Genomic DNA, 23,141 nt, shown 5'->3' with positions numbered 1-23,141 from the left:
AAGATGCTTATTCTATATTGGTAGAAGGATAAAATCTTTTTACTAATACGTCTTTAATAACCAGAGTTAGCCAAGTACCCATTACAAATGGAAAAGTAAGTACAGGCAAGTCGAGACGTAGCATAATTTCTTCGGTTATACCCGATAGCAGGACGGCAATAACGACATAGAGTCCGTTAATTTTCTTTGGTCCTGAGAATACTATTGCACATAATACTGCATTGAAACTAAACATCCCCAGTTTTACGTCTTCGATACGATCTTTTAGTAAAATGGCTACTATAACTCCAAATAAAGCACCAAATAATCCATATAATGCAGCAGTAGGAGAACTCATATATACAGCAATAAAGAATATTACTCCGGATATAAGACTGCCTTGAAAAATAACTTCACCAAACCCTAGACCATAGTCGAGAAGAGAGAATGGATGGTAATGAATAAGCTCTTCTAGATAGTCAGGAGCAGCATCAGGGATAGGTGCTACACTATGGAATACGTATAATGATATCCAGGTTAGAACTATAAAAGGAAAGGTAAATACCGGAATTTTCTTCTCCAGACAGAAGTTCATGATGAGCGTACTTACAGCAGATAATACAATAATTGAAATCCAAATAGTTATGGTTGGTTCAAAAAATGCAATGAGTGCGACGCCCACAAGTGTAGCATTAAAGCCATAAAGCCCCGAGTTGATATTATCTTCATTAAATTTTAGAACTTTAGCAGTTAATGTTCCTACTAAAACAGCAACTACTGCCGCAACCGCCATTAAAGGCGAGTTTATAAGAATACCGATAAGAAATAGTAAACCGGTAAGCGCATTATTTTGTAGCATAATTTGTCCTATACCTTTAAGGTAGGGATCCCAGAAATATACTTTATCAGTTTTCATTGTTGTCTTTATTAAAGGTGAGATTCGAATATTTATTACTAGAATAAAACAAGCGGACTTATAATTCCGATAAGTATCTGTCCGGTATTATAATTCGATTGGTTAAGATGATTCTGAGCATAATCAGTGAAATTATTATAACGCCCTACATAGGCTGCAAAAAGTTTTACATTATAGGGCTTATATACGTGGTATTCAAGAGCTGCAGTAAAACCCCATTGAGTTCTGATGCGATCGGTCTTATCGGGACTGTTATCAGGGTTTCCATCCCAATAATTGGAATTTGTCATACCCATAATCGTAGTACTCCATCTTGGAGCGAAGAAATATTCGGCTCTCACCCAATGTTCCATATATTTTACATCTTGCGCTCTGTGGGCAAAATTATATCCTAGTATATTACTTACAACTCCCGTATTATCTAAATCTTCGGTACTGTATTTGAAATCATATTGCATCGTCAAGTTTGGTAACTTAAGTTGGTTACCTAATGCTAGTAGATTCCAATGTTGATTTTTTGCTAAGTTATATATACTATAACTCCACATTGTACTGAACTTGCTGTCGGCAAAGTTACCTTTCCAGTTAAAAGTTCCTCCTAAAGGAGCTCTGGCAGCCTCAACTCCAGGAGTATCTCCATAACGCCATTCAAACGAGCGGCTGTTGGAATTTACAATTTGAACGGTTAGGCTCTGGTCGGGAACAACATCCCAGCTGGCTTTCACACCTGATAAGAAGAAGTCTCCGTATTGTACCATATCATTGTAAGTATACATATAGACAGGATTCAAGAATAACTCATAACTACCCCATTCCGATAGCATCTTACCTGCAGTAAGCGAGAAGTTGGGAGATACTTCATAGCTAACATTAGCCAAATCAATAGAGTGTTTCAATCCGTCTGTTGTATTTGGATCACTGGAATTATTAGAGTATCTGTCTCTAAATGTAAAACCAATTTTATCTGTAACTTTTCCTGAAATCTCCAAGCGAAACTCGTTCATCTGAAATTTAGAATTTTCAAAATTACTATTGGTGAAGTTACTATTCAATGCAAACCGCATATTTGCGATCATATTTACATTCTTAAAGTATTTTCCCTTATTCAAAGAAATAAGAGGTTGATTCGGGGTGTCACCGGAATCAAACTCCGAATTTGTATCCTGAGCAAATGTGTAGTTGCACAATAGGACACTGAGAAGTATTAAAATAATCTTTTTCATAAAATCTTGTATTAATGTTTGTAATCAGTCCCAAAAGTATATTATTTGTAAAATGCTAAGAGTTTAAATTACCAGTTCCAGAATAACATTCCGGCACCACAAATTGTAACGACTCCACCTCCAATTGCATACGAATAACGTTCGAGTACATTTGTTTTTAGCATCGAATAACCGTAGTATCCCAATAAAACGATACTTAGCATAGTGAATACAGTTGTAAGCGTAAAAGTGCCAATGATTAATAATATTTCGGTAACCGAACGGGTCACTCCCGAGTAGAAAAGAAGAGGGATAATAGGTTCGCTTGGACCCATTACAAAAATAGCGAGCAGAATCCATGGAGTAACTTTAACTCTGTTTTGCGGATATGTTGTTTCGCCATGTCTATGCGAATACACATAAATATCTTCGCCACTATATACATCGAAGTGTTTGTGAGGCTTGTTTGCATATGCTTTGTATAGTCCCCATAAAAGATATACTGCTCCTAAAATAAAAAATCCCCAGGCTGCTATATTCCCTCTGACACCCTGAAACCAATCTAATTTTGACAACTGCCAGCCTAGTACTAAACCAATAAGTCCGATAAGTACGGAACTTAATACATGTCCTATTCCACAGGCGATTGTCCACATAGCTGTAGTAAAGATTGACCATTTTTTTGCACGCGAAAAAACAATGAAAGGCAGATAATGATCGGGTCCCGATGCTGTATGTACAAAACTAATGGCAATGGTTGTTAAGAGGAGAGTCAATAATTCGGCATTCATATACTTTTCAATTTAGAGATGAAACTATCTTCTCAATTACGATCAGAGGTTTTTCTATAGGGTGAGAAGCTGGAGTATTTAATTCCCATAAGTACTTTTCGATTTTTTTAAATAAATCAAGAAGTTGTTCCCCTCCATTTCCTAAAACTCTAATTATTATAGAATTGCCAATCGGTTGAGATATTCCATAAATGATGTTATCTTCTTCAGACAACAAGTCATGTATATATTCGGCGTGACTGCTAATGTCTTCGTTGCGAGTGTTTACATGCATTAAAGTTGCTTGGTGTGTATACCCTTCGAGCTGTCCCATAGAATGTATATTCATCAATGCCGGCTCTATCAGTATGTTATCTTTTATAATCAGTTTGTTGTTGTAGTATATTTCAGTCAGATTTTGAAATTGCTTAAATAAGAATGCCTCTCCCGAATGTTTTCGTCCACAAGTAATTATCTCCCCGTAAGTGAATATGCTTTGTTTATCCATATACACACTATTATGAGCTTTAAATATCGATGCTTCGTGAGGAACTATCGGGTGTTGGATATAACTTATTTCGCTGTTTTCATGTAATTTAATAACCATCTTCTGACTGGCACCGTCTTTCATCTTAAAGAGTCGTTGATAGGACTGTGTTTGAAGCTGAAGTCTGGCATCTGGTTCGGTAATTATTTCGATATCGTAGCAGTCGTTATCGAGAATACCCGGTGATGAACTCATAATCATCAGATAAAGAGCCGGATCGGGTCTGTTTTCTCCAACGTTTGCTAACCTGAATGGGCGGGTAAAGTATGTATCTTTAAGATACGTTTTCCCTTCTTTGTATCCTATTTTTAAATCAAGCTTATTGATCATGGTATAAACGTTGTAAAGAGGTTCTGGTATATCTTTTGAGTAAACGGGCAATTTTATTTAAAGAATTGCCCGTTTGATTATTTAGGACTTATCGAATCAATTTTGCAGGTTCTTCGATATTTTCAAGCAATGCATATTTTTTCAGCCATGCAATTACTGTATCTAAGCCTTCTAATGTCATAAGATTTGTAAATACAAAAGGAGCACCTTTTCTCATTTTTTTAGAATCGCGTTCCATTACTCCCAAATCGGCAAGTACATAGGGTGCTAAGTCGATTTTATTGATAACAAGAAGGTCTGAACGGGTAATTCCGGGACCACCTTTTCTTGGTATTTTATCACCTTCGGCTACGTCAATTACAAAAATGGTAACATCTGCCAGATCAGGACTAAAAGTTGCCGATAGGTTATCGCCTCCACTTTCTATAAAGATGATCTGAATATCATCGAATCGGTTTGCCATTTCTTCAACAGCTTCAAGATTCATACTGGCATCTTCTCGTATGGCAGTGTGAGGGCATCCTCCGGTCTCCACTCCGATGATACGGTCTTGTGGAAGCTGACTGTTTTTTGTCAAGAACTCTGCATCTTCTTTTGTGTATATATCGTTTGTAATAACGCCTATACTGTATTCATGCATTAATTTACGTGAAAGGCGTTCTAATAGAGCTGTTTTACCTGATCCAACCGGACCTGCTACGCCTACTTTTATATATTTTCTCTTGTTCATATCCTTTTGTTTTTTATTGAATTTTAATAAATGGTATATCTTAACTTATTTGTTTTCCTTGTTATTGTTTACCTATGACATATATAATCTCGAATACAACCGCTCATGTTCCATACAGCGGATATCAAATCCAATATTACATAGTCCGACAAGACTCCTATCGAGGATTAGTACCTGTGATACTGTTGATTGGATAACATCTTGCATTTTATATAAAATATCTTGTCCCGAAAGTTGACTTAGAGGAACCAGTTTGACTGCATTTGTTACCATTCCTACTGCTGCATTATATAAGAATGCATATATTGCTTCATAGATAGGTATTTCAAACAATGCGGCATATAATCCAAACATGATTGAGTAATGTCCTTCGGCATCTTGTGTTGTAATGGCTGCCTGATATTTTGCTATAATAGGTGATGTGGTTTGCCTGTCAAATATTTTCAGAAGCCTTATACCCAATTTGCGACTGGCCTGTTTTATCTCTATGGGGGCTTTTAATGCTGCACATTCCTGATCGAGGGCTATAAGTTCTCGAATGTCATTACGTAAAGCGATTTCATACGCCAACTTTACAAAGGATGCATCATTATATAGTATATTATTGGTAATCATATTATGTACAAATACCTCAGTAGAGGCATCATCTTTTACTATTTTGTTTTGTACATATGTTTCCAATCCGTTCGAATGGGAATATCCTCCAATTGGTAAGGTCGGATCGCATAGGTGTAGTAATTTCCCCAGATAAGCATTCATAGTTGTATGGCTTTATTTATTTACCTAATCCCATTATTTTCGAAAAAATAGAACTTCCTTCTCCATGCGAATGTCCATGGCTGTGTGGTTGTACACTAGCATTAACTATATTTAGCAGCTTCGTGTGTACTTTATGTGTATGGTATCCTGTTGCTACTAACCATTTAAAAATAGGTTCTTCGTACGGAATAAGTACTGCGTCATTTTGAATAAATACTGGTAAGTGCTTATTGCCTATTTCATAGCATACACTACCCATTTCTTGCATTGTATGGGGTGTAACCTCTATGGCATCGCATGGTAATATATCAATTGCTATTATTTTGTTTTCATCCATGTAAATTACATCATCCTGATGAAGTCGTTGTCCTTCTTTTATAAATCGTATGGCAACTTCGGTTCCTTCCTTTGTTTTGCGGCGTTGGATGCGTTTATTGGCTTCAAACCATTCAATTTGAACTAGTTCAACTTTTCGGTTTGTTATTTCTATATCTTTCAGATTGCCTATGATTTGTTCTATTACCATGATATCTTTCTGTTTTGAGGTTGTCTGCTTAGTTTTTTAATAACCGGAATGTTTTAAGTTTCATTCCGGTTATCTTTATTGAGTTTTCCTTATTTTAGAAAAGGAAGTAACGTTGTCCTAATGGAACTGTATCCACAGGTTCACAAGTGATTTTAACACCGTCTACTTTTACTTCGTAGTTTTCGGGATTTACTGTAATCTCGGGTGTCTTGTCATTATGAATAAGATCTTTCTTAGATACATTTCTACATCCTGAAACAGGTAGAAGTGTTTTTTCTAAACCATATCCTTGTACAGTTCCGTTATCGTAAGATACTTTTGATACGAAAGTGATACATGTTTTATTAAGAGCTTTGCCGTATGCACCAAACATATTACGATACATAACCGGTTGAGGTGTAGGAATAGATGCACTAGGGTCACCCATACGTGCAGCAATCATCATACCTCCCTTGATAATAATCTCAGGTTTTGCACCGAAGAAAGCTGGCTTCCATAATACGATATCGGCAAATTTACCGGGTTCAATTGATCCTACATATTGAGAAATACCTTGTGCTATAGCCGGATTGATAGTGTATTTTGCTACATATCTTTTTGCTCTGAAATTATCATTTCCTTTACCGTCGTCTTCAGCTAATGGGCCTCTTTGTTTTTTCATCTTATCAGCTGTTTGCCAAGTACGTATAGTTACTTCGCTGATACGTCCCATTGCTTGTGAGTCGGAACTCATGATACTGAATACTCCCATGTCGTGAAGAATATCTTCGGCAGCAATAGTTTCGGGTCTGATACGTGAATCGGCAAATGATACATCTTCGGGAATAGTACGTTTCAAGTGGTGACAAACCATTAACATATCAAGATGCTCGTCTATTGTATTTACTGTATAAGGACGTGTAGGATTAGTAGATGCAGGTAATACATTAGGATACATAGCAATCTTGATAATATCAGGAGCGTGACCTCCACCCGCACCTTCGGTGTGGAATGTATGTATTACACGACCGTTGATGGCGTTCATCGTATCTTCCAAAAATCCTGCTTCATTCAGAGTATCTGTGTGGATAGCTATCTGAACATCGTATTTGTCAGCTACTTTCAAAGCTGTATCGATAGTTGCAGGAGATGTTCCCCAGTCTTCGTGAAGTTTCAAGCCTAAAGCTCCTGCTTCTATTTGTTCTATTAGTGGAGCTTCGGTTGATGAATTACCTTTTCCGAATAGACCGAAATTCATAGGCAGACCTTCCAATGCTTGAAGCATACGCTCGATGTGCCATGGTCCCGGAGTTACAGTTGTTGCGTTTGTTCCGTCAGCCGGACCTGTACCACCACCTATCATTGTAGTTGTACCGCTATACAAAGCATGTTCTACTTGTTGTGGACAGATGTAGTGGATATGTGTATCAATAGCACCTGCAGTAGCAATTAGACCTTGACCTCCATGAACTTCAGTCGAAGCACCAATAATCATATTTGGAGCAACACCATCCATAGTGTCTGGATTTCCTGCTTTACCTATGCCTACAATCTTACCATCTTTGATACCCAAGTCAGCTTTCACGATGCCTGAGTGGTCTATGATGATAACATTGGTTATTACCATATCTAAAACCCCTTGGTCGCGTGTTGCCACACTTGATTGAGCCATTCCGTCACGGATAGTTTTACCACCACCGAATTTATTTTCCTCACCATATACGGTGTAGTCTTTTTCTATTTCAACAATTATTTCAGTATCGCCCAAGCGCACTTTGTCTCCTGTGGTCGGACCATACATTCCGACATATTTGGTTTTATCTATTTTCAGACCCATGGCTTATTTGTTTTTAAAGTTTTTACTTTTTAATAATTCAACACCGCGTTGTTTGTTGTATTCGAGTGAAGTGTCTCCATCCACTAAATTGTTATTGCCAAACGCACGGCGCAGGCCTCCATAGACAACCAGTTCTACTTCTTTTTCTTCTCCCGGTTCAAATCGAACGGCTGTTCCTGCAGCTATATTCAGACGCATACCAAAAGCTTTGGCACGATCGAAACTCATAGCTCGGTTTACTTCAAAAAAATGGAAATGAGAGCCTATCTGTACAGGGCGATCGCCTGTATTAGTCACTTTTACTTTTGCGGTTCTACGGCCAACATTACATTCAATGTCCCCTTTTGCGATAAAATATTCTCCAGGTATCATAATTTTCGAATTTAATTTGTTTAACGTATTGGAGTATGTACTGTAACTAGTTTTACTCCATCAGGGAATGTGGCTTCAATTTGTACGTCGGGTATCATTTCTGCGACCCCTTCCATAACATCATTCTTAGTGAGCAGGGTTGCTCCGTATTGCATCAGTTGTGCAACCGATTTTCCATCACGTGCTGCTTCGAGTAAATGACTCGAGATGTAAGCGATAGATTCGGGGTGGTTTAATTTCAACCCGCGTTGCTTACGCTTAGCTGCTACTTCTCCTGCCAGGTGTAGTAGTAGTTTTTCAGTTTCTCTTGGTGTTAAATGCATAATAGGGTATTTTTTTAATTGGATAATCAGAGTGAAATTTTGATAACTTCAAATTCGCTCTTTACTGTTTATTATAACATTTGCTGTGTTATAATGTTTTATGAGTATTTTTTTTATTTTAATGCTAAAATGTATTAATTTGAAGTTTATTGTTTGTGGGAGCGAGTTGTGGATGTGGATAGCTTTATTCTTTTGCGTGTTTTTTATATTGTTTATTTTTAGTTGTTTATGATGTTTTGCTCCTTTTTTTTCTGTTTTAGGATTTGTTGTGTCTGAATTGGCTATTTTTTATAATGTCGTTTTATTTCCAATAGTGCTATCTTTTTGATAAATCGTAACACTTTTCAGAATCTGTTAATTTGCTAATTTGAGGTGAGTAAAGAGTGTATGCCGATTTTAATCTATATTATTATAATATTGATTAATATACTAATTAACACTTTAACAAATAGATGTATGCGTTGTCTTATTGTTCTTTTAATTGATGTTGCTTTCTTGCTTAGAAGTTATACCCAATGCGTGCTCTGAAAAAGAAAGGAGTACCCGGCGTGAAATGTATCTCTTCTACACTGGTTGGTTCGTTATTTAATCTAGACACTGTTGCGAACTGTGTTTCTTTCCATTTAGTATCAAATAAATTCTCGATACTTATTCCTGCTAATAATCCCTTGTATTGATAATTCAAGTTCAGATCAAATATAGCATATCCATCTGCTATAATTGAATTGTCCTCATTAGCCGGGCGATTATTCATAAAACGAAATCTAAAACTACCAGAAAAACCATTCCAGTTATTTAATCCAATTCCGGCTGTACTTGTAAAATCAGGAGCAAGAGGTATATAATTTTCACCTTTAGGTTCGTCAATACTACGTGCAAAAGCATAATTAGCATCTGCATCTATAAATATCCAATTGTTTAATTGATAACGTATTCCCAAGTCTGCCCCCATTCTTCTACTTTTGCCACTTGGTTCTATGATACCAATGTCTCCTACATATACGAATTCTTGTTCAGAATATAAATACCATAATGCACTGTTAACAATGAGTCGAGGAATAGGTTTCCATATACTGCCAAGATCAGAACCAAATACGCGTGGAACTGTTTTTTTATTCTTATCGGTAACCACTACACGCGTATCATTCGAATGAAATCCCATACCTGATTTTAGATAAAATTGAAGATTATCGTTTTCTGAATAGATAAAATTTAACTTAGGTGAAACCAGTGTCTTTTTTACTCCTTGATTTTTATATACACTGTCTAGTTTATCCTGATAATTAAATTGAAATTGGTCAATACGTAAAGCAGGTGCTATAGTAAGTTTACCTACCTCAAATTGCGAATTTATATAAGCAAACAGATTCGATTGATCTATATCCCCCAGCATTATACGATTAAGAGTAATATATCGTTCTTTGGTTCTCGAAAGTTCGGAGCCTTTAGTAGCATCGGCTCGAAAGCCTACTCCGCCTTGTATAGATGTTTTGACATCTCCTAAGTAAAGCGTCTTTCCCCATTCCGTATTAAGTCCGAATATGTCTCTATTTTCTTTTTGCCTGATTTGATCTCCATTGATTGGGTCTTCGAGAAAGAAGGTAAAGTTGGAATATAATTCAAATTTATACTTATTGTAAAATGTATTTGCTTTGAAGTATGTATTATCATCAATAGCCTTGTAATAAGCGGCATTGATATTCGTTCTCGAAGTGTTTCCTCCTTCGGTATCATCTACTGCTCCAAACCAAGAAATGGTACCGTCATTAACAAGCCTCAATGGAATTTGTCCGGATGCATCCCATTTGCTGGTGAAGTGAGATACGGTTAAAGAGAATTTGCTGTTATCATTGAATCTGGAGGTATATTTCCCGAAAAGGTTTATTCGTTTAAAGTTTTGAGGAGCATCAAAAGGTCCATCAGTTAATAGATATTCAGTGGCAATATAAGCGTCCTGATTGGCATTATTGTGGTCAAGAATATTGAACATCCCGATGATACGTCTTGTATTGAATTGTCCAAGTTCTACACCTACACTACTTTTATCGAGTTTTTCTTTTGTTTTAAACGCAACATATCCGGCAGTAGCAAGGTCTCCTTTGTCGGCATAGTAAGGACCTTTTCCGAAATCTATTTGTTCTACTGTTTCGGGTATTAAAAAGTGAAGGTCAGCGTAACCTTGTCCGTGAGCATGAGAAACCATATTGACTGGCATACCATCAACTGAGATAGCAATATCTGTTCCATGGTCGAGGTCGAATCCTCTTAAAAATAACTGCTCGGCTTTACCCCCTCCGGCATGTTGCCCTATAAATAAACCGGGAACTTTTCTTAATATTTCTTGAGAAGAGTTTACGGGTGTTACTTTGAGGTCTATAGCTGTAATGAAATTTAAGCCTGCAAGTTTAGGGTGTATAACTACTTCTTCGAGCCGAAGAACATCCTCATCAAGTACGATAGGTTCAGGGTCTGATAAATTAGCTTTAATTTCTTTGGTTTTATATCCTAATCCTCCAATTGAAAGAATGTCGTTTTGTTGAGTTTTATCGAGTGTAAATATACCAAACTCATTTGTATGGGTATGTTGATCTGTTCTGATATTGAAGATTTGAACTCCTTCGATAGGTTTTCCATTAATATTAATAATTTTACCTTTTATAATTTGCCCCAGAATCGGTAGAGTGGACGTAGCTATAAAGCCCAAAAGGATAAAAATGGAAAATTTCATAATGTTTGCTTATTAATGGATGTTACTAATTAACATTTTGTTGTTATCTTTTGTTCGTTAAAGCTAAAAATAAAACCACTTAATTTAATTTAAGTTAAATTCAGAAATGGATAGAGTATTGTATTTTCGATAGCTTTACTTCTTAAAGAGAATTTCCTCTGGTCTTTTTTCATACGCCTGTCTTGCTAAAATTGGGATAAGCAAAGTTAATAATTGTCTAGTGACTGTTTCGATAAGCACTTTTTGTACAATAATACAGCAGATGACCAATTTATACCCCTAAAATGAACTGGAATTGAGTATTGTGTATTATCTAATATGATTATCTTAGTAACATTAATCTATTGAATTTAAATGTTATGAAAAAAACGATTTTCCTTATAGCGTCAACTTTATTTATTTTTCTGTCAGTTTCATCTCAAACAAAAGATGTAATAATCCGTGTTCACCCCGAGCAAGGTACTCAACCTATAAGTAAGCATATCTACGGACACTTTGCCGAGCATTTGGGTTCATGTATATATGGAGGTTTATGGGTGGGCGAAAATTCATCTATTCCTAATACAAAAGGCTATCGTACCGATGTTTTGGAGGCTTTGAAAAAACTTCAGATACCTAATCTTCGTTGGCCCGGCGGTTGCTTTGCCGATGAGTATCATTGGATGGATGGAATCGGACCTAAGGAGAATCGACCTAAAATGGTCAATAACAATTGGGGAGGTACAGTTGAAGATAACAGTTTTGGAACACATGAATTTCTCAATTTATGCGAACTGCTCGATTGTGAACCCTACATAAGTGGTAATGTAGGTAGTGGTACTGTCGAAGAAATGGCTAAATGGGTAGAATATATGACTTCAGAAGGAGATAGCCCAATGGCTAATTTACGCCGTAAGAATGGTCGTGACAAAGCTTGGAAAGTAAAATACTTTGGTGTTGGAAACGAAAGTTGGGGATGTGGTGGAGATATGCTCCCCGAATATTATGCAGACTTGTTTAGGCGTTATGGGGTTTATTGCCGTAATTATGATGGAAACAAACTCTTTAAAATCGCCAGTGGAGCCAGTGATTATGATTATAACTGGACAGAGGTGCTTATGAAAAAAGCAGGAACCAAAATGAATGGATTATCGCTCCACTATTATACTGTAAAAGGCTGGAATGGGAGCAAAGGCTCAGCTACCGATTTTTCGCCGGACGATTATTACTGGACAGTTGGTAAATGCCTTGAAATAGAAGAGGTAATCCAAAAGCATATGGCTATAATGGATAAGTATGACAAAGAAAAGAAAGTCGGTTTGATGGTTGACGAGTGGGGAACTTGGTGGGATGTTGAACCCGGAACTAATCCCGGATTTCTTTACCAACAAAACACCTTGCGTGACGCATTCGTTGCTGCTCTATCCTTGAATGTATTTAATAAGTATGGGGACCGTATTCAGATGGCCAATATAGCTCAGATAGTGAATGTGCTTCAATCTGTTATTCTTACGAAAGGCGATAAGATGGTGCTTACTCCAACGTATTATATATTTGATATGTACAAGGTACATCAGGATGCAACTTATCTTCCAATGGATATTCTTTCGGATACAAAAGAAATAAGAGGCCGTAATATTCCTTTGGTGAATGCATCTGCTTCACAGAAAAACGGTATAACTCATATTACTCTGGCTAATATCGATTTGGATGCAGAAAGAAATGTAAGTGTTGACTTTTCAAATCTGAATATTACTAGCGTAAGTGGTGAGATACTGACGGCAAATACAATTAATGACTATAATACATTTGAAAAACCGAATGCAGTAAAACCTCAGCCCTTCCAAGGCGCTACGATTGTCAACGGTAAACTAAATATTAAATTACCTGCTAAATCAATCGTTGTACTTGCTATAAAGTAATCTGAATAATAAGTTGTAAAAAAACAAAAGACATAGCCTGTTTAAAGATTTGTTTCAAAATTTAAACAGGTTCTTTATATACAACAGGTTACAAAACTAAAATATAAAGTGTCACTTTTGTTAACTGATTAAATGTTTGTTTATGAGTGTGTAACGTCTAAAAAGGTGACAAAAGTGACAAAAGTTACACTTGTTAGCTACTTTTTTTTATTGTTACCTGTTTTTTACTCTATAAGAGACTCTTCTCTTTTGTAATAGATAAAATATGAGGATGTTAAGCCGGCTATTATGCAGGTGAATTATTGGCATCCCTGTATTCTTTTGGAGACATGTCGTATTGCTTTGCAAACTCGCGATAAAAGTAAGATTTGTTGGTAAATCCCGATTTAAACATAATCTCCGAGACAGTCAATCGTGTCGATTTAAGTAATTTTGAAGCATGAGTAAGGCGTATAGTCCGAACAAATTCACTCGGAGTTTTATCCGTAAGCTCTTTCAGTTTTCTGTATAGAGTTGCTTTACTTATACCCAGAAAATCGGCTATTGAATTGGGATTAAGAGACTCATCATCTATGCTGTTTTCGATAAACGAAATAATATCTTCCAGAAATTTTTCACCTTCCTGATGCATAGTTACTCCATCCCGTACCACTTCGGACGATATGGTTGAATTGAAATATTCTTTTAAAGTAGCTTGTTTATTTACAAGGTTTTCGATCGTTGACAATACATGACGCGGATGAAATGGTTTGCTGATATATAAATCGGCTCCATGCTTGTATGCATTGATATGATCTTCAATCGTGTTTTTTGCCGAAATACTGATAATGGGTATATGTGCCGTTTTAGGATTCGATTTCAATCTGTCGATAAGTGCAATTCCATCCAGATTGGGCATCATAATGTCGCTGATTATGATATCGGGACGGTTAAGTTCTATCTGGTTTAAAGCATCTTCACCGTCTACAGCCTCTTGTGTCGTGTAATAGGGTGTAAGAATATCTTTCAGTAGTTCGGTAATGTTTTTCTCATCTTCCACTATTAGGATAGACACTTTTTTATTCGACTGAATATTCAGCAAATAATTGCTTTGAAGTGGGGTAGAGGCTTCTTCGTTCACTACGTTTGGAGTTTCCTTCAGTAAAGGAGGAATAGTCAACGTAAACTGTACCGATTCTCCCAATTTACTAGATACCGAGATTTTTCCTCCAAGTAATTCGGTCAGTCCTTTCGTCAGATTCAAGCCGATACCCGTACTTACTGCACTTTGGACTTTAGGAGTATCGTCAAATATCTTGTACTTATTGAATATCTCAGCCATTTGACTATCAGTAAGACCTTTTCCCGAATTGCGGATCGTCATATTCAAAGCCTTTTCGTGTTCGTCATCATCCTGCCATACATCTACATGGATATAACCATTTCGAGGTGTATATTTGAAAGCATTGGAAAACAGGTTGAAAAATATTTTTTCTAACGAATCCCTGTCGGTATTTATGGTTGAAGTATCCTTCACAGTCACCAGATAATCTATTTTATTTTCCTGAGCCATTTCAATATAGTTATCCGAAACGTAGTCAGTCAGTAATTTTATATCAATACTTTCAGGATGTAAAGGAGTATGTCCCGTTTTAGTCTTTCTGAACTCCATCAACTCATTGATGAGTTTTTGCATCCGTTCAGCATTGTTCTTTATAATCTGGATATATCTCTTAGTATAACTATCGAGCTTTACACTTTCTAATAAATGTTGAGCAGGGCCATAAATAAGAGTCAGCGGAGTGAAAAACTCATGAGCCACGTTTGTAAAAAGATTCAACTTCGACTCGTACACCTTTTGTTGGTGTTCCTTCTCTATTTTTTTCAGGAATAATTCACGGTTGAGCCTGATACGGTTTTTAATAACCGATTGAACGATATAAAGAATAACTACCGCCAATAGAATATAAAATAAAATAGCAGGAGTACTCAACCACCAAGGATGAGAAACATTAATTTCCAGTTCATACGTACTATTACTCCATACCTTATCACCATTTGTAGCTCTAACCTCGAGTTTATACTTTCCGGGAGGAAGTTTGGCAAATACAATATTCGGATTGTTACCGTTATTAATCCACCCTTCGGTGTAATTCGAGAGACGGTAAGCATATTCGCAATTCTCGTTATTTATAAAATCGCTGGCTATAAATGAAAATGTGGTATAACGCTCATCATACGATAAGTGCAAAACACCATTCTGTATTCGTTCATTGATATTTTGTGCGGTGTTATAAATTTTCAGGCTGCTAAGGCTGAGAATCGGGTCGAAGTTACGAAGTTGGATATTTTCGGGATTGAAATAACTAAAACCGCTTACACCCCCAAAATAAAGGTTGTTATCGTTATCCTTAAAATAAGCCCCATCCGAAAACTCGTCATTCTGCAATCCGTCAATAAGCTTATAATTATCAATTTTTCCGGAAGAAGAATATATTCTGGAAATTCCCAGATTGGTACTTACCCATATATCTTTCGCCTTATCTTCCAAAATTCCATGAATGGTATTGTTGTTTAAACCTTCATTTTCGGTATATTGAAATATATTTTTCGGAATACGCTCTGTTTCTACCCTGTTCAATCCGTAGCTCGTACCTATCCATAAATTATTGTCACTACTATTCAATAAACATAATATATCATTGTTGGTGAGTGAAATATCACTGTTTATGTCTTCGAAGTTCTCAAAAGTGCCGCTTTTTGTATTTACCTTGTTAAGACCTGCCCCTCTTGTTCCGAACCATAACTCATTTTTATTACTCGAAGGAATAATAGTGTAAATGACATCGTTATTAAGTGATTTTCGTTGATCCGAAGAAATGTACTGTTCTACATCTTCCACAATATACTCGTCATTTACTTTGTCGAGTTTGATTCTGATTAAACCATAGCCCGAAGTGCCGAGCCAGAGCAGTGAATCGTTATTCGAAAAGTAAATACTGTAAACAGCCTTAAAAACAGGAAATTTAGAAGGAATGTTCAATTTTTGCAAACGGTTGCTTTTGGTATGGAGAATGTTAATACCTTCGCCTTCTGTCCCGATAAATATATCGTTTGACTTATTCCTTTTTATAGCATATACCGAATTGGAAATTAAACCATTGGTGATATTTTTATAATCAGATATCTTACCTGTTTGTCTGTTCAACAGCTTTATGCCATCCCCTTTAGTTCCGATCAATATATCCCCATCCGGATTTTGGCAAAAGCTCCTCACCGGGTGATTCGTTTTTATCGTTTTAAAAGGAGAAGCATATTCGTATACCTGCAATACCCCTTGCCCGTCGCTGCCTATCCATAAAATATCCTGATTGCCGAAATACATAGTAAATATCGGCACACGATCCGAAACCCCTTCTACTTCGGATAGCTTGTCTTCTTTCGGATCATATTTTAAACATCCGCCTTCATAAAAACTAATGTACAATATATTCTTATGATATATGGCTTGTGAAATAGCTTTCGAGAGATTAAAATCAAGGTGTTTTATTGTTGATAACGATTCATCCAATATCGATAATCCATTGGAGGAGGTCAAAATCAGCTTATTTTCCGAAAAAAAGATCCTGTCAACAAACACATCATTTTTTATCTCTTTACGATTGGTAAACGAAATACTATTATTACTCTTTTGCTCTATTTTATATTGTTCGATCTTACCATTATTAAGCAGGAAGTAGCCGTTATCGTTATTGTCAATCAGAAAGTCTTTTATTTCACCATTTACATGAATATCTATTAGCTTGAATAACTGAGCTTCATTATCAAAATAAAATAAACCCTGCTCCTTTACAAAACAGATTATCTTTTTGGAGGAAGTTAAACCTAGCATAAATGATTTTTCCTGTTTCGGAACTTTATATTCCGGTCCCGAAAAGTAATTGGTAAAAGTCTGTGTCTTCCTATCCCATCTGTTAACCCCGTAATCGGTTGATATCCATAAATGATCCGTATTTTGCTCTACAATTTGCCTGATAATATTATTACTTATCGAGTACTTATTGTTTTTATTATATCTGAACGTTTTAATATCGCGTCCGTTATAAGCATTCAATCCATCCCATGTACCAATCCATACAATGTGTTCCGAATCTTCGAAAATACAGTTTACCGAATTGTTAGATAGTCCGTTGATATTCGAAAGGTATTTCACAACATTAGCTGCATAGGTATGCAGTGAGAGTGTTACCAGTAACACTCCGAGGATATATTTTAAGGGAAATATTTTAGATAAACTTTCCATAGATACGATTCTGATAATTTGCTCAAAAGTAGTCTATGCAAAACTACTAAAAATAACTGAAAACATGTTGTATAGCACCTGTATACTCTTTTGATAATATAGTATACTCTGCCCGCAGGTGTTAGCTATAGTTTTGCTCAAAACAAATTTTATTTATGAAATCGATCTTATTGAATTGTACAATCCTGTTTCTATTGATAATAAACGTCAATATAGGTGTTGCCCAAGAAAGAACAGTTGGCGAAAAATGGTGGAAAGAATCTGTTTTTTATCAAATATATATGCCCAGCTATGCCGATAGTAATGGTGACGGCTATGGCGATTTTAAGGGGATGACTCAAAAGTTGGATTATCTGCAATCGTTAGGCGTAAAAGGTATCTGGCTTACCCCTTTTCTTACTTCGCCCAAAGTAGATAACGGCTATGATATTGCCGATTATTATGAAGTAGACCCTACATATGGTACAAAGGCCGATTTTGATCTTTTTCTGAAAGAAGCACATCAAAGAGGTATCAAAGTAATTATGGATATGGTTCTCAATCATACTTCTACCGATTGCAAATGGTTTCAAGAGTCCAGAAAATCAAAAGACAATCCCTATCGGGATTATTATATATGGAAAGACGAACCCAACAATTGGGAATCATTTTTCGGAGGAACGGCATGGCAGAAAGATAGCCTGACCAATCAATATTATTATCACAAGTTTGATATACGAATGGCAGACCTCAATTGGGCAAACCCAAAAGTTGTAGCTGAGGTTCAGAAGATACTTCGCTTTTGGCTCGATGCAGGAGTAGACGGATTCCGCTTAGATGTAATCAATTTTCTGAATACCGATGGCATAACAGCCGATAATCCCACAAAAGACGGAGAACAGGATCACATAAACGATATTAATCAGGAAGGTGTAAAAAATGCCATGCGTATTATTAAATCTACGGTAAGCGAATACGATGATCGATTCATAGTCGGTGAAATAGGAAGCGATAAAATTGAAGTTTTGAAACAATACCAGTCTCAGGATTTATTGGATGTGGTTTTCAATTTCAATTTTGGAAGCATCGCAGAATTTTCTGCTCAACGAATCTTTGATGAACTGCAAAGCATGGAAAAGAACATGAGTAATTATCCCACTCTGTTTTTCGGCAGCCACGATATGCCCCGAATGATAGATCGGCTAGCGGATGGCAATCCGGATCGTGCTACAGCACTGGCAGCTCTAATACTTACAGCTAAAGGAGTACCCTTTATTTATTATGGTGAAGAAATCGGGATGCACAATATTATAGCCCAAAGCTTAGATGAGATGGTCGATATACAAGGCAGAACTCAATACCAATTGGCATTGAACGAAGGTAAAAGTCCCGAAGATGCACTTATCTTCGGAAATAAGCATAATCGAGATAAATCACGCAGCCCCATGCAATGGAGTGGAGATGCTTTTGCGGGATTTTCTGCTGAAAAAGCATGGATTAAAATTAATCCGGATTATAAAACGGTCAATGTTGCCGCACTTACTCCGCAAAAGAATTCGATTCTCAATACTTATAAAAAGTTGATAGCACTTCGAAACAGCGAAAGGGCACTTCAATATGGAACGTACGATAATCTGGAATATGAAGCAGATCAAATTTCATTTACCAGATCTTTCGAAGGTGATAAAATTACGGTAATAATCAACTTCGGTTCGCCAAAAGAAATAGAGTTACCGGCAGATGCTATTATCCTAATGGGAAGTAAAGAACTCAAATCAAACAGCTTTATTATTTATAAGAACTAAAACTCAAAAAACTCAGGAAAACATGTTGTAAAGCACGTGTATACTCTTTTGAGAATATAGTACACCTTATGAGAATGCGTTCACGATAGCTTTGTTTCAAGAATAAAAAAATAAACTAACCACATAAAGAATAAAAGAAATGGATATTGCAAAAAGATTTACTCAGAACCCATTGTTAAAACCAGCAGACCTGAAAGCCGGGATTAACGGAATGGAGATAACCTGTCTACTAAATCCCGGAGTTTTTAAATTTAACGGTAAAACATGGTTGTTGCTTCGTGTAGCAGAACGTCCTACACAGAAAGACGATGTTATCAGTTTTCCTGTATATAATAAAGAAGGTAAAATAGAAGTTGTATCATTCGGAAAAGACGACCCTAAATTGGATGCATCCGATCCTCGTGTCATTAAATACGATGGCAAGAATTATTTGACTACTATGTCTTATTTGCGTTTAGTATCAAGTGAAGACGGTATTAACTTTAAGGAAGAAGCAGAATACCCTCCAATTTTCGGAGAGGGAGATCTTGAAGCTTTCGGAATCGAAGATTGCCGTGTAGCAACTACCGAAGATGGATTCTTCCTGACATTCACCGAAGTATCTTCCGTTGCCGTAGGTGTAGGACTTATCCATACTAAAGACTGGAAAAACTATACCCGTCATGGAATGATTTTCCCTCCACATAACAAAGACTGTGCCTTGTTCGAAGAAAAAATAGGCAATAAATATTACACTTTACACCGTCCAAGTAGCCCCGAATTAGGAGGTAATTATATCTGGATATCCTCATCGCCCGACCGTTTACATTGGGGAGGTCACAAATGTATTGCAACCACCCGCGAAGGTATGTGGGATTGTGCCCGTGTAGGAGCAGGAGCTGCCCCAATCAGAACCTCAGAAGGTTGGTTGGAAATTTATCACGGAGCCGATTACAATCATCGTTATTGCTTAGGTGCATTACTATTAGACCTGAACGATCCGTCAAAAGTACTTGCACGTAGCAAAGAACCCATTATGGAACCTATTGCTGAGTACGAGCAAACAGGATTCTTTGGCAATGTAGTATTCACAAACGGTCATGTAGTAGAAGGTGATACAATCAAAATGTATTACGGAGCTAGTGATGAGGTAATATGTGGTGCTGAATTTTCAATCTCGGAGATATTAAAATCATTGAAACAAGCATAATGAATAAATTAAAATCAGAATATTTGTTTTTCAAGCAGCAGGAACCCAATATGCGTACCCTGCTGATGACAAACATGCTCTATGCCCTCGTATTGCCTGTGGTAGAAATATTTATAGGCGCTTATATTATGCGTAATACGAGCGATCCTATATCGGTAGCTTTCTATCAATTGTTTATGTATGTGGGTATTGTGTTTACCTCTTGCCTCAATGGATATTTGTTACGTATTGTTAATGTCAAGGTATTATATGCAGCAGGTATACTGGTAAGTGGTCTATCTATGTATGCAATGATGACAATCAAGTCCTTAGGATTTATGGAATTGGGTGTTGCAGGCTTTTCGATGGGTGCGGCTGCCGGTTTCTTCTGGACAAACAGGTATTTGTTGACATTGAATAATACGACTGACGAAAACCGAAATTATTTCTTCGGCTTAGAGTCTTTCTTCTTTTCAATAGCCTCTATATCAGTGCCGCTTGTTATCGGAGCATTCCTTAGTCAGATAGACGGGGTAAGTGTTTTAGGCATAACTTTTGATGTTAATTTGGCGTATCAGGTAGTAACAATAGCTGTAATTGGGTTAACTGTTCTTGCAACAATCGTGTTGTGGAGAGGTAAATTCGTGAATCCTATTGAAAAAGACTTTATTTATTTCCGTTTTACCGTTCTATGGAGAAAGATGTTAGTATTATCATCACTCAAAGGAATGGTACAGGGTTTCTTGGTTACTGCTCCTGCAATATTAATCATGAAATTGGTAGGGGATGAAGGTGCGCTAGGTCTTATTCAAGGGGTAAGTGGTGCTTTAACCGCAGTTTTGGTATACATATTGGGGCGTATCGCAAAGCCTGAGGACAGAATTAAGATCTTTGTAGGAGGATTGGTTATATTTTTTGCCGGTACACTCTTTAATGGAGTAATGTTTTCGGCTGTAGGTGTAATTGTTTTTGTGCTATGCAAAGTAATTTTCCAACCGTTGTTCGATTTGGCGTATTTCCCTATTATGATGAAAACAATTGATACCGTATCTAAAATAGAAGGCAGAAACAAATATGCCTATATCCTTAGCCACGAGTTCGGATTGTTTTTGGGAAGAGCATCGGGTTTAATATTATTTATTTTTCTCGCATACGGCGTATCGCAAGATTTTGCCCTCAAATATGCACTTATAATAGTAGCCGCATTACAGCTTATCTCTTATCCTTTAGCGAAGAATATTATTAAGCAAACTAATATGATTGATGAAAATGAAAAAAACTAAGTATCTATTAGGTTTATTTGTTTTGGCCGCGTTTGTATCGTGTTCAAGTACCAAGAACGAATCGTTTGGCGAGAAAGTCGCTCAGGTATCTATTGCACGCGTCGACTCTATGCCCAATATGCCTAGTCCATACAAGATTCTTGATTGGGAAGCAAAATCGAAGTCTTTCGACAGTTTTGTTTTCGATTGGAATAACAAAAGCGATGTAGGTAACCTTATCTGGTTAGACGATAGCAGACGCAATGTAGATCAAACTACCTTCGGATTATATACTGCCGTAAAAGATGTACGTCAGGGCAAAGATGTCAACAACGGAGAATTTCACGAGAGTTTAAACTCTTTGGCTGCACTTCTTGGAGCAGGACTTGTCGGAATTGACAAAACAAATCAAGACGGCTATAACTATGTGAAAATGATTCAGAATTATTTCAATACCGATAACGGATGGAATATTGTGATGAACAACACAACACCAAGTGTAGGTATGCTGGGTGGCGGATATGGCAGGGACTGGTGGTACGACGTGTTTCCTAATGCATTGTTCTATGCCGTTTCGGATGTATTCCCCAATGTAGAAGGTGCAGAAAAAATTCAACGTACAGTTGCCGAGCAGTTTGTAAAAGCCGATTCGATCTTGAACGGAAACTACGACTATTCGTACTTCGACTATGCACAAATGAAAGGTATGGTAAACCACATTCCATTGCAACAAGATGCAGCGGGAGGTCATGCCTATGTATTGCTTTGTGCTTATCAGAAATTTGGCGATCCACGTTATTTGAAACATGCCAAAAGTGCAGTTGAAGCATTATTGGCACAAAAAGAAAGCCGTTTTTACGAAATACTATTACCACTTGGAGCCTATACGGCAGCCTATCTGAATGCAACGGAAGGAACCAACTACGATGTTAAAAAGTTACTTGACTGGACTTTTGACGGTTGTACAAATCCTGACGGACGCTATGGCTGGGGAATTATCGTAGGTAAATGGGGTGATTATGAAGTAAACGGACTTCAGGGAAGTATTACCGATGGAGGAGGCTATGCTTTCGGCATGAACAGTATTAAACCCGCTTGGCCTTTTGTTCCGATGGTAAAATACCAACCTCAATATGCAAAAGCAATCGGTAAATGGATGCTTAATAATGTAAATGCTTGCCGTCTGTTTTTTCCTCAGGATATCGACGATAAACACCAATGGGCTCCTGAACTTAAAAATCTCACCAATAATAATATTTCGTACGAAGGATTACGTAAGGCTGATGATTACGGTAAACCCGAGCTTAAAGGAGTAGAGCCTGTAGCTATCGGTGATGGTCCAAAATGGGCAAAAGGTAATCCTACTGAAAGTATGTTCAGCGTTTATAGTTCTTCTCCTATGGGTATTTTCGGTGCAATAGTGAGAGAAACGAATGTAGAAGGTATTCTTCAATTGAATTGTAATGTAACCGATTTTTATGCGGAACGTCAATTTCCCACCTATTTGTATTACAATCCTCATAACGAAGAAAAAGCGGTACGTTTCGAGACTAAGCAACCTGTTGACCTGTTTGATATTGTTGCAAAAGAATATGTCTCTAAAAATATCTCATCGGCATCCGATTTCAAAATTGGAGCAAATGACGCACGTGTTTTAGTGGTTCTTCCTGCCGGAACAAAATTGGCAGTAGAGAATGGTAAAATAATAGCAGACGGAAAATATACAATTTCATACCAATAATCTAA

16 protein-coding genes and 1 pseudogene are annotated in these 23,141 nt (G+C 36.9%); 5 read left to right on the top strand and 12 right to left on the bottom strand.

Features of this window, described 5'->3' with window-relative positions:
* Window positions 1-7: 7 nt before the first annotated feature.
* The 11 genes and pseudogenes from G7050_RS00510 to G7050_RS00460 all read right to left on the bottom strand — a co-directional run bounded on the left by G7050_RS00510 (window position 8) and on the right by G7050_RS00460 (window position 10,998).
* Window positions 8-895 carry an urea transporter gene (locus tag G7050_RS00510; protein WP_166109628.1) on the bottom strand — a complete coding sequence of 296 codons (888 nt, stop codon included), beginning with the start codon at window positions 893-895 and terminating at the stop codon, window positions 8-10.
* Window positions 896-933: 38 nt separating this feature from the next.
* Complete coding sequence (locus G7050_RS00505; protein WP_166109626.1) at window positions 934-2,118, bottom strand: porin; 1,185 nt, start codon at window positions 2,116-2,118, stop codon at window positions 934-936.
* 68 nt (window positions 2,119-2,186) lie between these two features.
* Window positions 2,187-2,888, bottom strand: a complete 702-nt coding sequence (locus tag G7050_RS00500; RefSeq protein WP_166109624.1) for a hypothetical protein — start codon at window positions 2,886-2,888, stop codon at window positions 2,187-2,189.
* 7 nt (window positions 2,889-2,895) lie between these two features.
* Window positions 2,896-3,744 (bottom strand): urease accessory protein UreD, encoded by an 849-nt coding sequence (locus tag G7050_RS00495; protein WP_166109622.1) that lies wholly within the window; start codon window positions 3,742-3,744, stop codon window positions 2,896-2,898.
* An 88-nt stretch (window positions 3,745-3,832) separates the two neighbouring features.
* Window positions 3,833-4,474 (bottom strand): urease accessory protein UreG, encoded by a 642-nt coding sequence (gene ureG / locus G7050_RS00490; protein ID WP_166109620.1) that lies wholly within the window; start codon window positions 4,472-4,474, stop codon window positions 3,833-3,835.
* 72 nt (window positions 4,475-4,546) lie between these two features.
* Window positions 4,547-5,233: an urease accessory protein UreF gene (locus tag G7050_RS00485; protein WP_166109618.1), complete on the bottom strand. Its 687-nt coding sequence runs from the start codon at window positions 5,231-5,233 to the stop codon at window positions 4,547-4,549.
* Window positions 5,234-5,249: 16 nt separating this feature from the next.
* Window positions 5,250-5,759, bottom strand: a complete 510-nt coding sequence (gene ureE / locus G7050_RS00480; RefSeq protein WP_166109616.1) for an urease accessory protein UreE — start codon at window positions 5,757-5,759, stop codon at window positions 5,250-5,252.
* 94 nt (window positions 5,760-5,853) lie between these two features.
* Window positions 5,854-7,575, bottom strand: a complete 1,722-nt coding sequence (ureC, locus tag G7050_RS00475; protein ID WP_166109614.1) for an urease subunit alpha — start codon at window positions 7,573-7,575, stop codon at window positions 5,854-5,856.
* Window positions 7,576-7,647: 72 nt separating this feature from the next.
* A pseudogene (gene ureB, locus G7050_RS00470) lies at window positions 7,648-7,947 on the bottom strand (urease subunit beta); the annotation flags it as partial.
* A 20-nt stretch (window positions 7,948-7,967) separates the two neighbouring features.
* Window positions 7,968-8,270, bottom strand: coding sequence for an urease subunit gamma (gene ureA / locus G7050_RS00465; protein WP_166109612.1), 303 nt, complete (start codon window positions 8,268-8,270; stop codon window positions 7,968-7,970).
* A 499-nt stretch (window positions 8,271-8,769) separates the two neighbouring features.
* A complete protein-coding gene (locus tag G7050_RS00460; RefSeq protein ID WP_166109610.1) occupies window positions 8,770-10,998 on the bottom strand; it encodes a TonB-dependent receptor domain-containing protein in 2,229 nt (742 codons plus the stop codon).
* A gap of 359 nt (window positions 10,999-11,357) precedes the next feature.
* Here G7050_RS00460 and G7050_RS00455 point away from each other — a divergent pair, with 359 nt between their 5' ends.
* A complete protein-coding gene (locus G7050_RS00455) occupies window positions 11,358-12,899 on the top strand; it encodes an alpha-N-arabinofuranosidase (RefSeq protein WP_166109608.1) in 1,542 nt (513 codons plus the stop codon).
* Between the two features lie 286 nt (window positions 12,900-13,185).
* On the opposite strand, the gene G7050_RS00450 is transcribed toward G7050_RS00455, so the two are convergent.
* A complete protein-coding gene (locus tag G7050_RS00450; RefSeq protein WP_166109606.1) occupies window positions 13,186-17,181 on the bottom strand; it encodes a hybrid sensor histidine kinase/response regulator transcription factor in 3,996 nt (1,331 codons plus the stop codon).
* 155 nt (window positions 17,182-17,336) lie between these two features.
* Between G7050_RS00450 and G7050_RS00445 the strand changes: the two genes are divergently transcribed.
* The 4 genes from G7050_RS00445 to G7050_RS00430 all read left to right on the top strand — a co-directional run bounded on the left by G7050_RS00445 (window position 17,337) and on the right by G7050_RS00430 (window position 23,136).
* Window positions 17,337-18,965, top strand: a complete 1,629-nt coding sequence (locus G7050_RS00445; RefSeq protein ID WP_166109604.1) for an alpha-glucosidase — start codon at window positions 17,337-17,339, stop codon at window positions 18,963-18,965.
* 139 nt (window positions 18,966-19,104) lie between these two features.
* A complete protein-coding gene (locus tag G7050_RS00440; RefSeq protein WP_166109602.1) occupies window positions 19,105-20,154 on the top strand; it encodes a glycoside hydrolase family 130 protein in 1,050 nt (349 codons plus the stop codon).
* The gene (locus tag G7050_RS00435) at window positions 20,154-21,416 is read left to right on the top strand and encodes an MFS transporter (protein WP_166109600.1); all 1,263 of its coding nucleotides are present in this window, start codon (window positions 20,154-20,156) and stop codon (window positions 21,414-21,416) included. Before G7050_RS00440 ends, G7050_RS00435 begins: the two co-directional genes overlap by 1 nt.
* Entirely contained in the window at window positions 21,397-23,136 is a 1,740-nt protein-coding gene (locus G7050_RS00430) for a hypothetical protein (RefSeq protein ID WP_166109598.1), read from the top strand. Before G7050_RS00435 ends, G7050_RS00430 begins: the two co-directional genes overlap by 20 nt.
* Window positions 23,137-23,141 lie beyond the last annotated feature (5 nt).

The organism is Dysgonomonas sp. HDW5A, from assembly GCF_011299555.1.
Taxonomy (GTDB): domain Bacteria; phylum Bacteroidota; class Bacteroidia; order Bacteroidales; family Dysgonomonadaceae; genus Dysgonomonas_A.
Note: the sequence above shows the minus strand (reverse complement) of the source record. Positions and strands in the feature narration are given on the sequence as shown.

Coding starts and splice junctions, on each gene's coding strand:
- G7050_RS00510 (WP_166109628.1), bottom strand. CDS start 895: ATGAAAACTGATAAAGTATATTTCTGGGATCCCTACCTTAAAGGTATA.
- G7050_RS00505 (WP_166109626.1), bottom strand. CDS start 2,118: ATGAAAAAGATTATTTTAATACTTCTCAGTGTCCTATTGTGCAACTAC.
- G7050_RS00500 (WP_166109624.1), bottom strand. CDS start 2,888: ATGAATGCCGAATTATTGACTCTCCTCTTAACAACCATTGCCATTAGT.
- G7050_RS00495 (WP_166109622.1), bottom strand. CDS start 3,744: ATGATCAATAAGCTTGATTTAAAAATAGGATACAAAGAAGGGAAAACG.
- ureG (WP_166109620.1), bottom strand. CDS start 4,474: ATGAACAAGAGAAAATATATAAAAGTAGGCGTAGCAGGTCCGGTTGGA.
- G7050_RS00485 (WP_166109618.1), bottom strand. CDS start 5,233: ATGAATGCTTATCTGGGGAAATTACTACACCTATGCGATCCGACCTTA.
- ureE (WP_166109616.1), bottom strand. CDS start 5,759: ATGGTAATAGAACAAATCATAGGCAATCTGAAAGATATAGAAATAACA.
- ureC (WP_166109614.1), bottom strand. CDS start 7,575: ATGGGTCTGAAAATAGATAAAACCAAATATGTCGGAATGTATGGTCCG.
- ureA (WP_166109612.1), bottom strand. CDS start 8,270: ATGCATTTAACACCAAGAGAAACTGAAAAACTACTACTACACCTGGCA.
- G7050_RS00460 (WP_166109610.1), bottom strand. CDS start 10,998: ATGAAATTTTCCATTTTTATCCTTTTGGGCTTTATAGCTACGTCCACT.
- G7050_RS00455 (WP_166109608.1), top strand. CDS start 11,358: ATGAAAAAAACGATTTTCCTTATAGCGTCAACTTTATTTATTTTTCTG.
- G7050_RS00450 (WP_166109606.1), bottom strand. CDS start 17,181: ATGGAAAGTTTATCTAAAATATTTCCCTTAAAATATATCCTCGGAGTG.
- G7050_RS00445 (WP_166109604.1), top strand. CDS start 17,337: ATGAAATCGATCTTATTGAATTGTACAATCCTGTTTCTATTGATAATA.
- G7050_RS00440 (WP_166109602.1), top strand. CDS start 19,105: ATGGATATTGCAAAAAGATTTACTCAGAACCCATTGTTAAAACCAGCA.
- G7050_RS00435 (WP_166109600.1), top strand. CDS start 20,154: ATGAATAAATTAAAATCAGAATATTTGTTTTTCAAGCAGCAGGAACCC.
- G7050_RS00430 (WP_166109598.1), top strand. CDS start 21,397: ATGAAAATGAAAAAAACTAAGTATCTATTAGGTTTATTTGTTTTGGCC.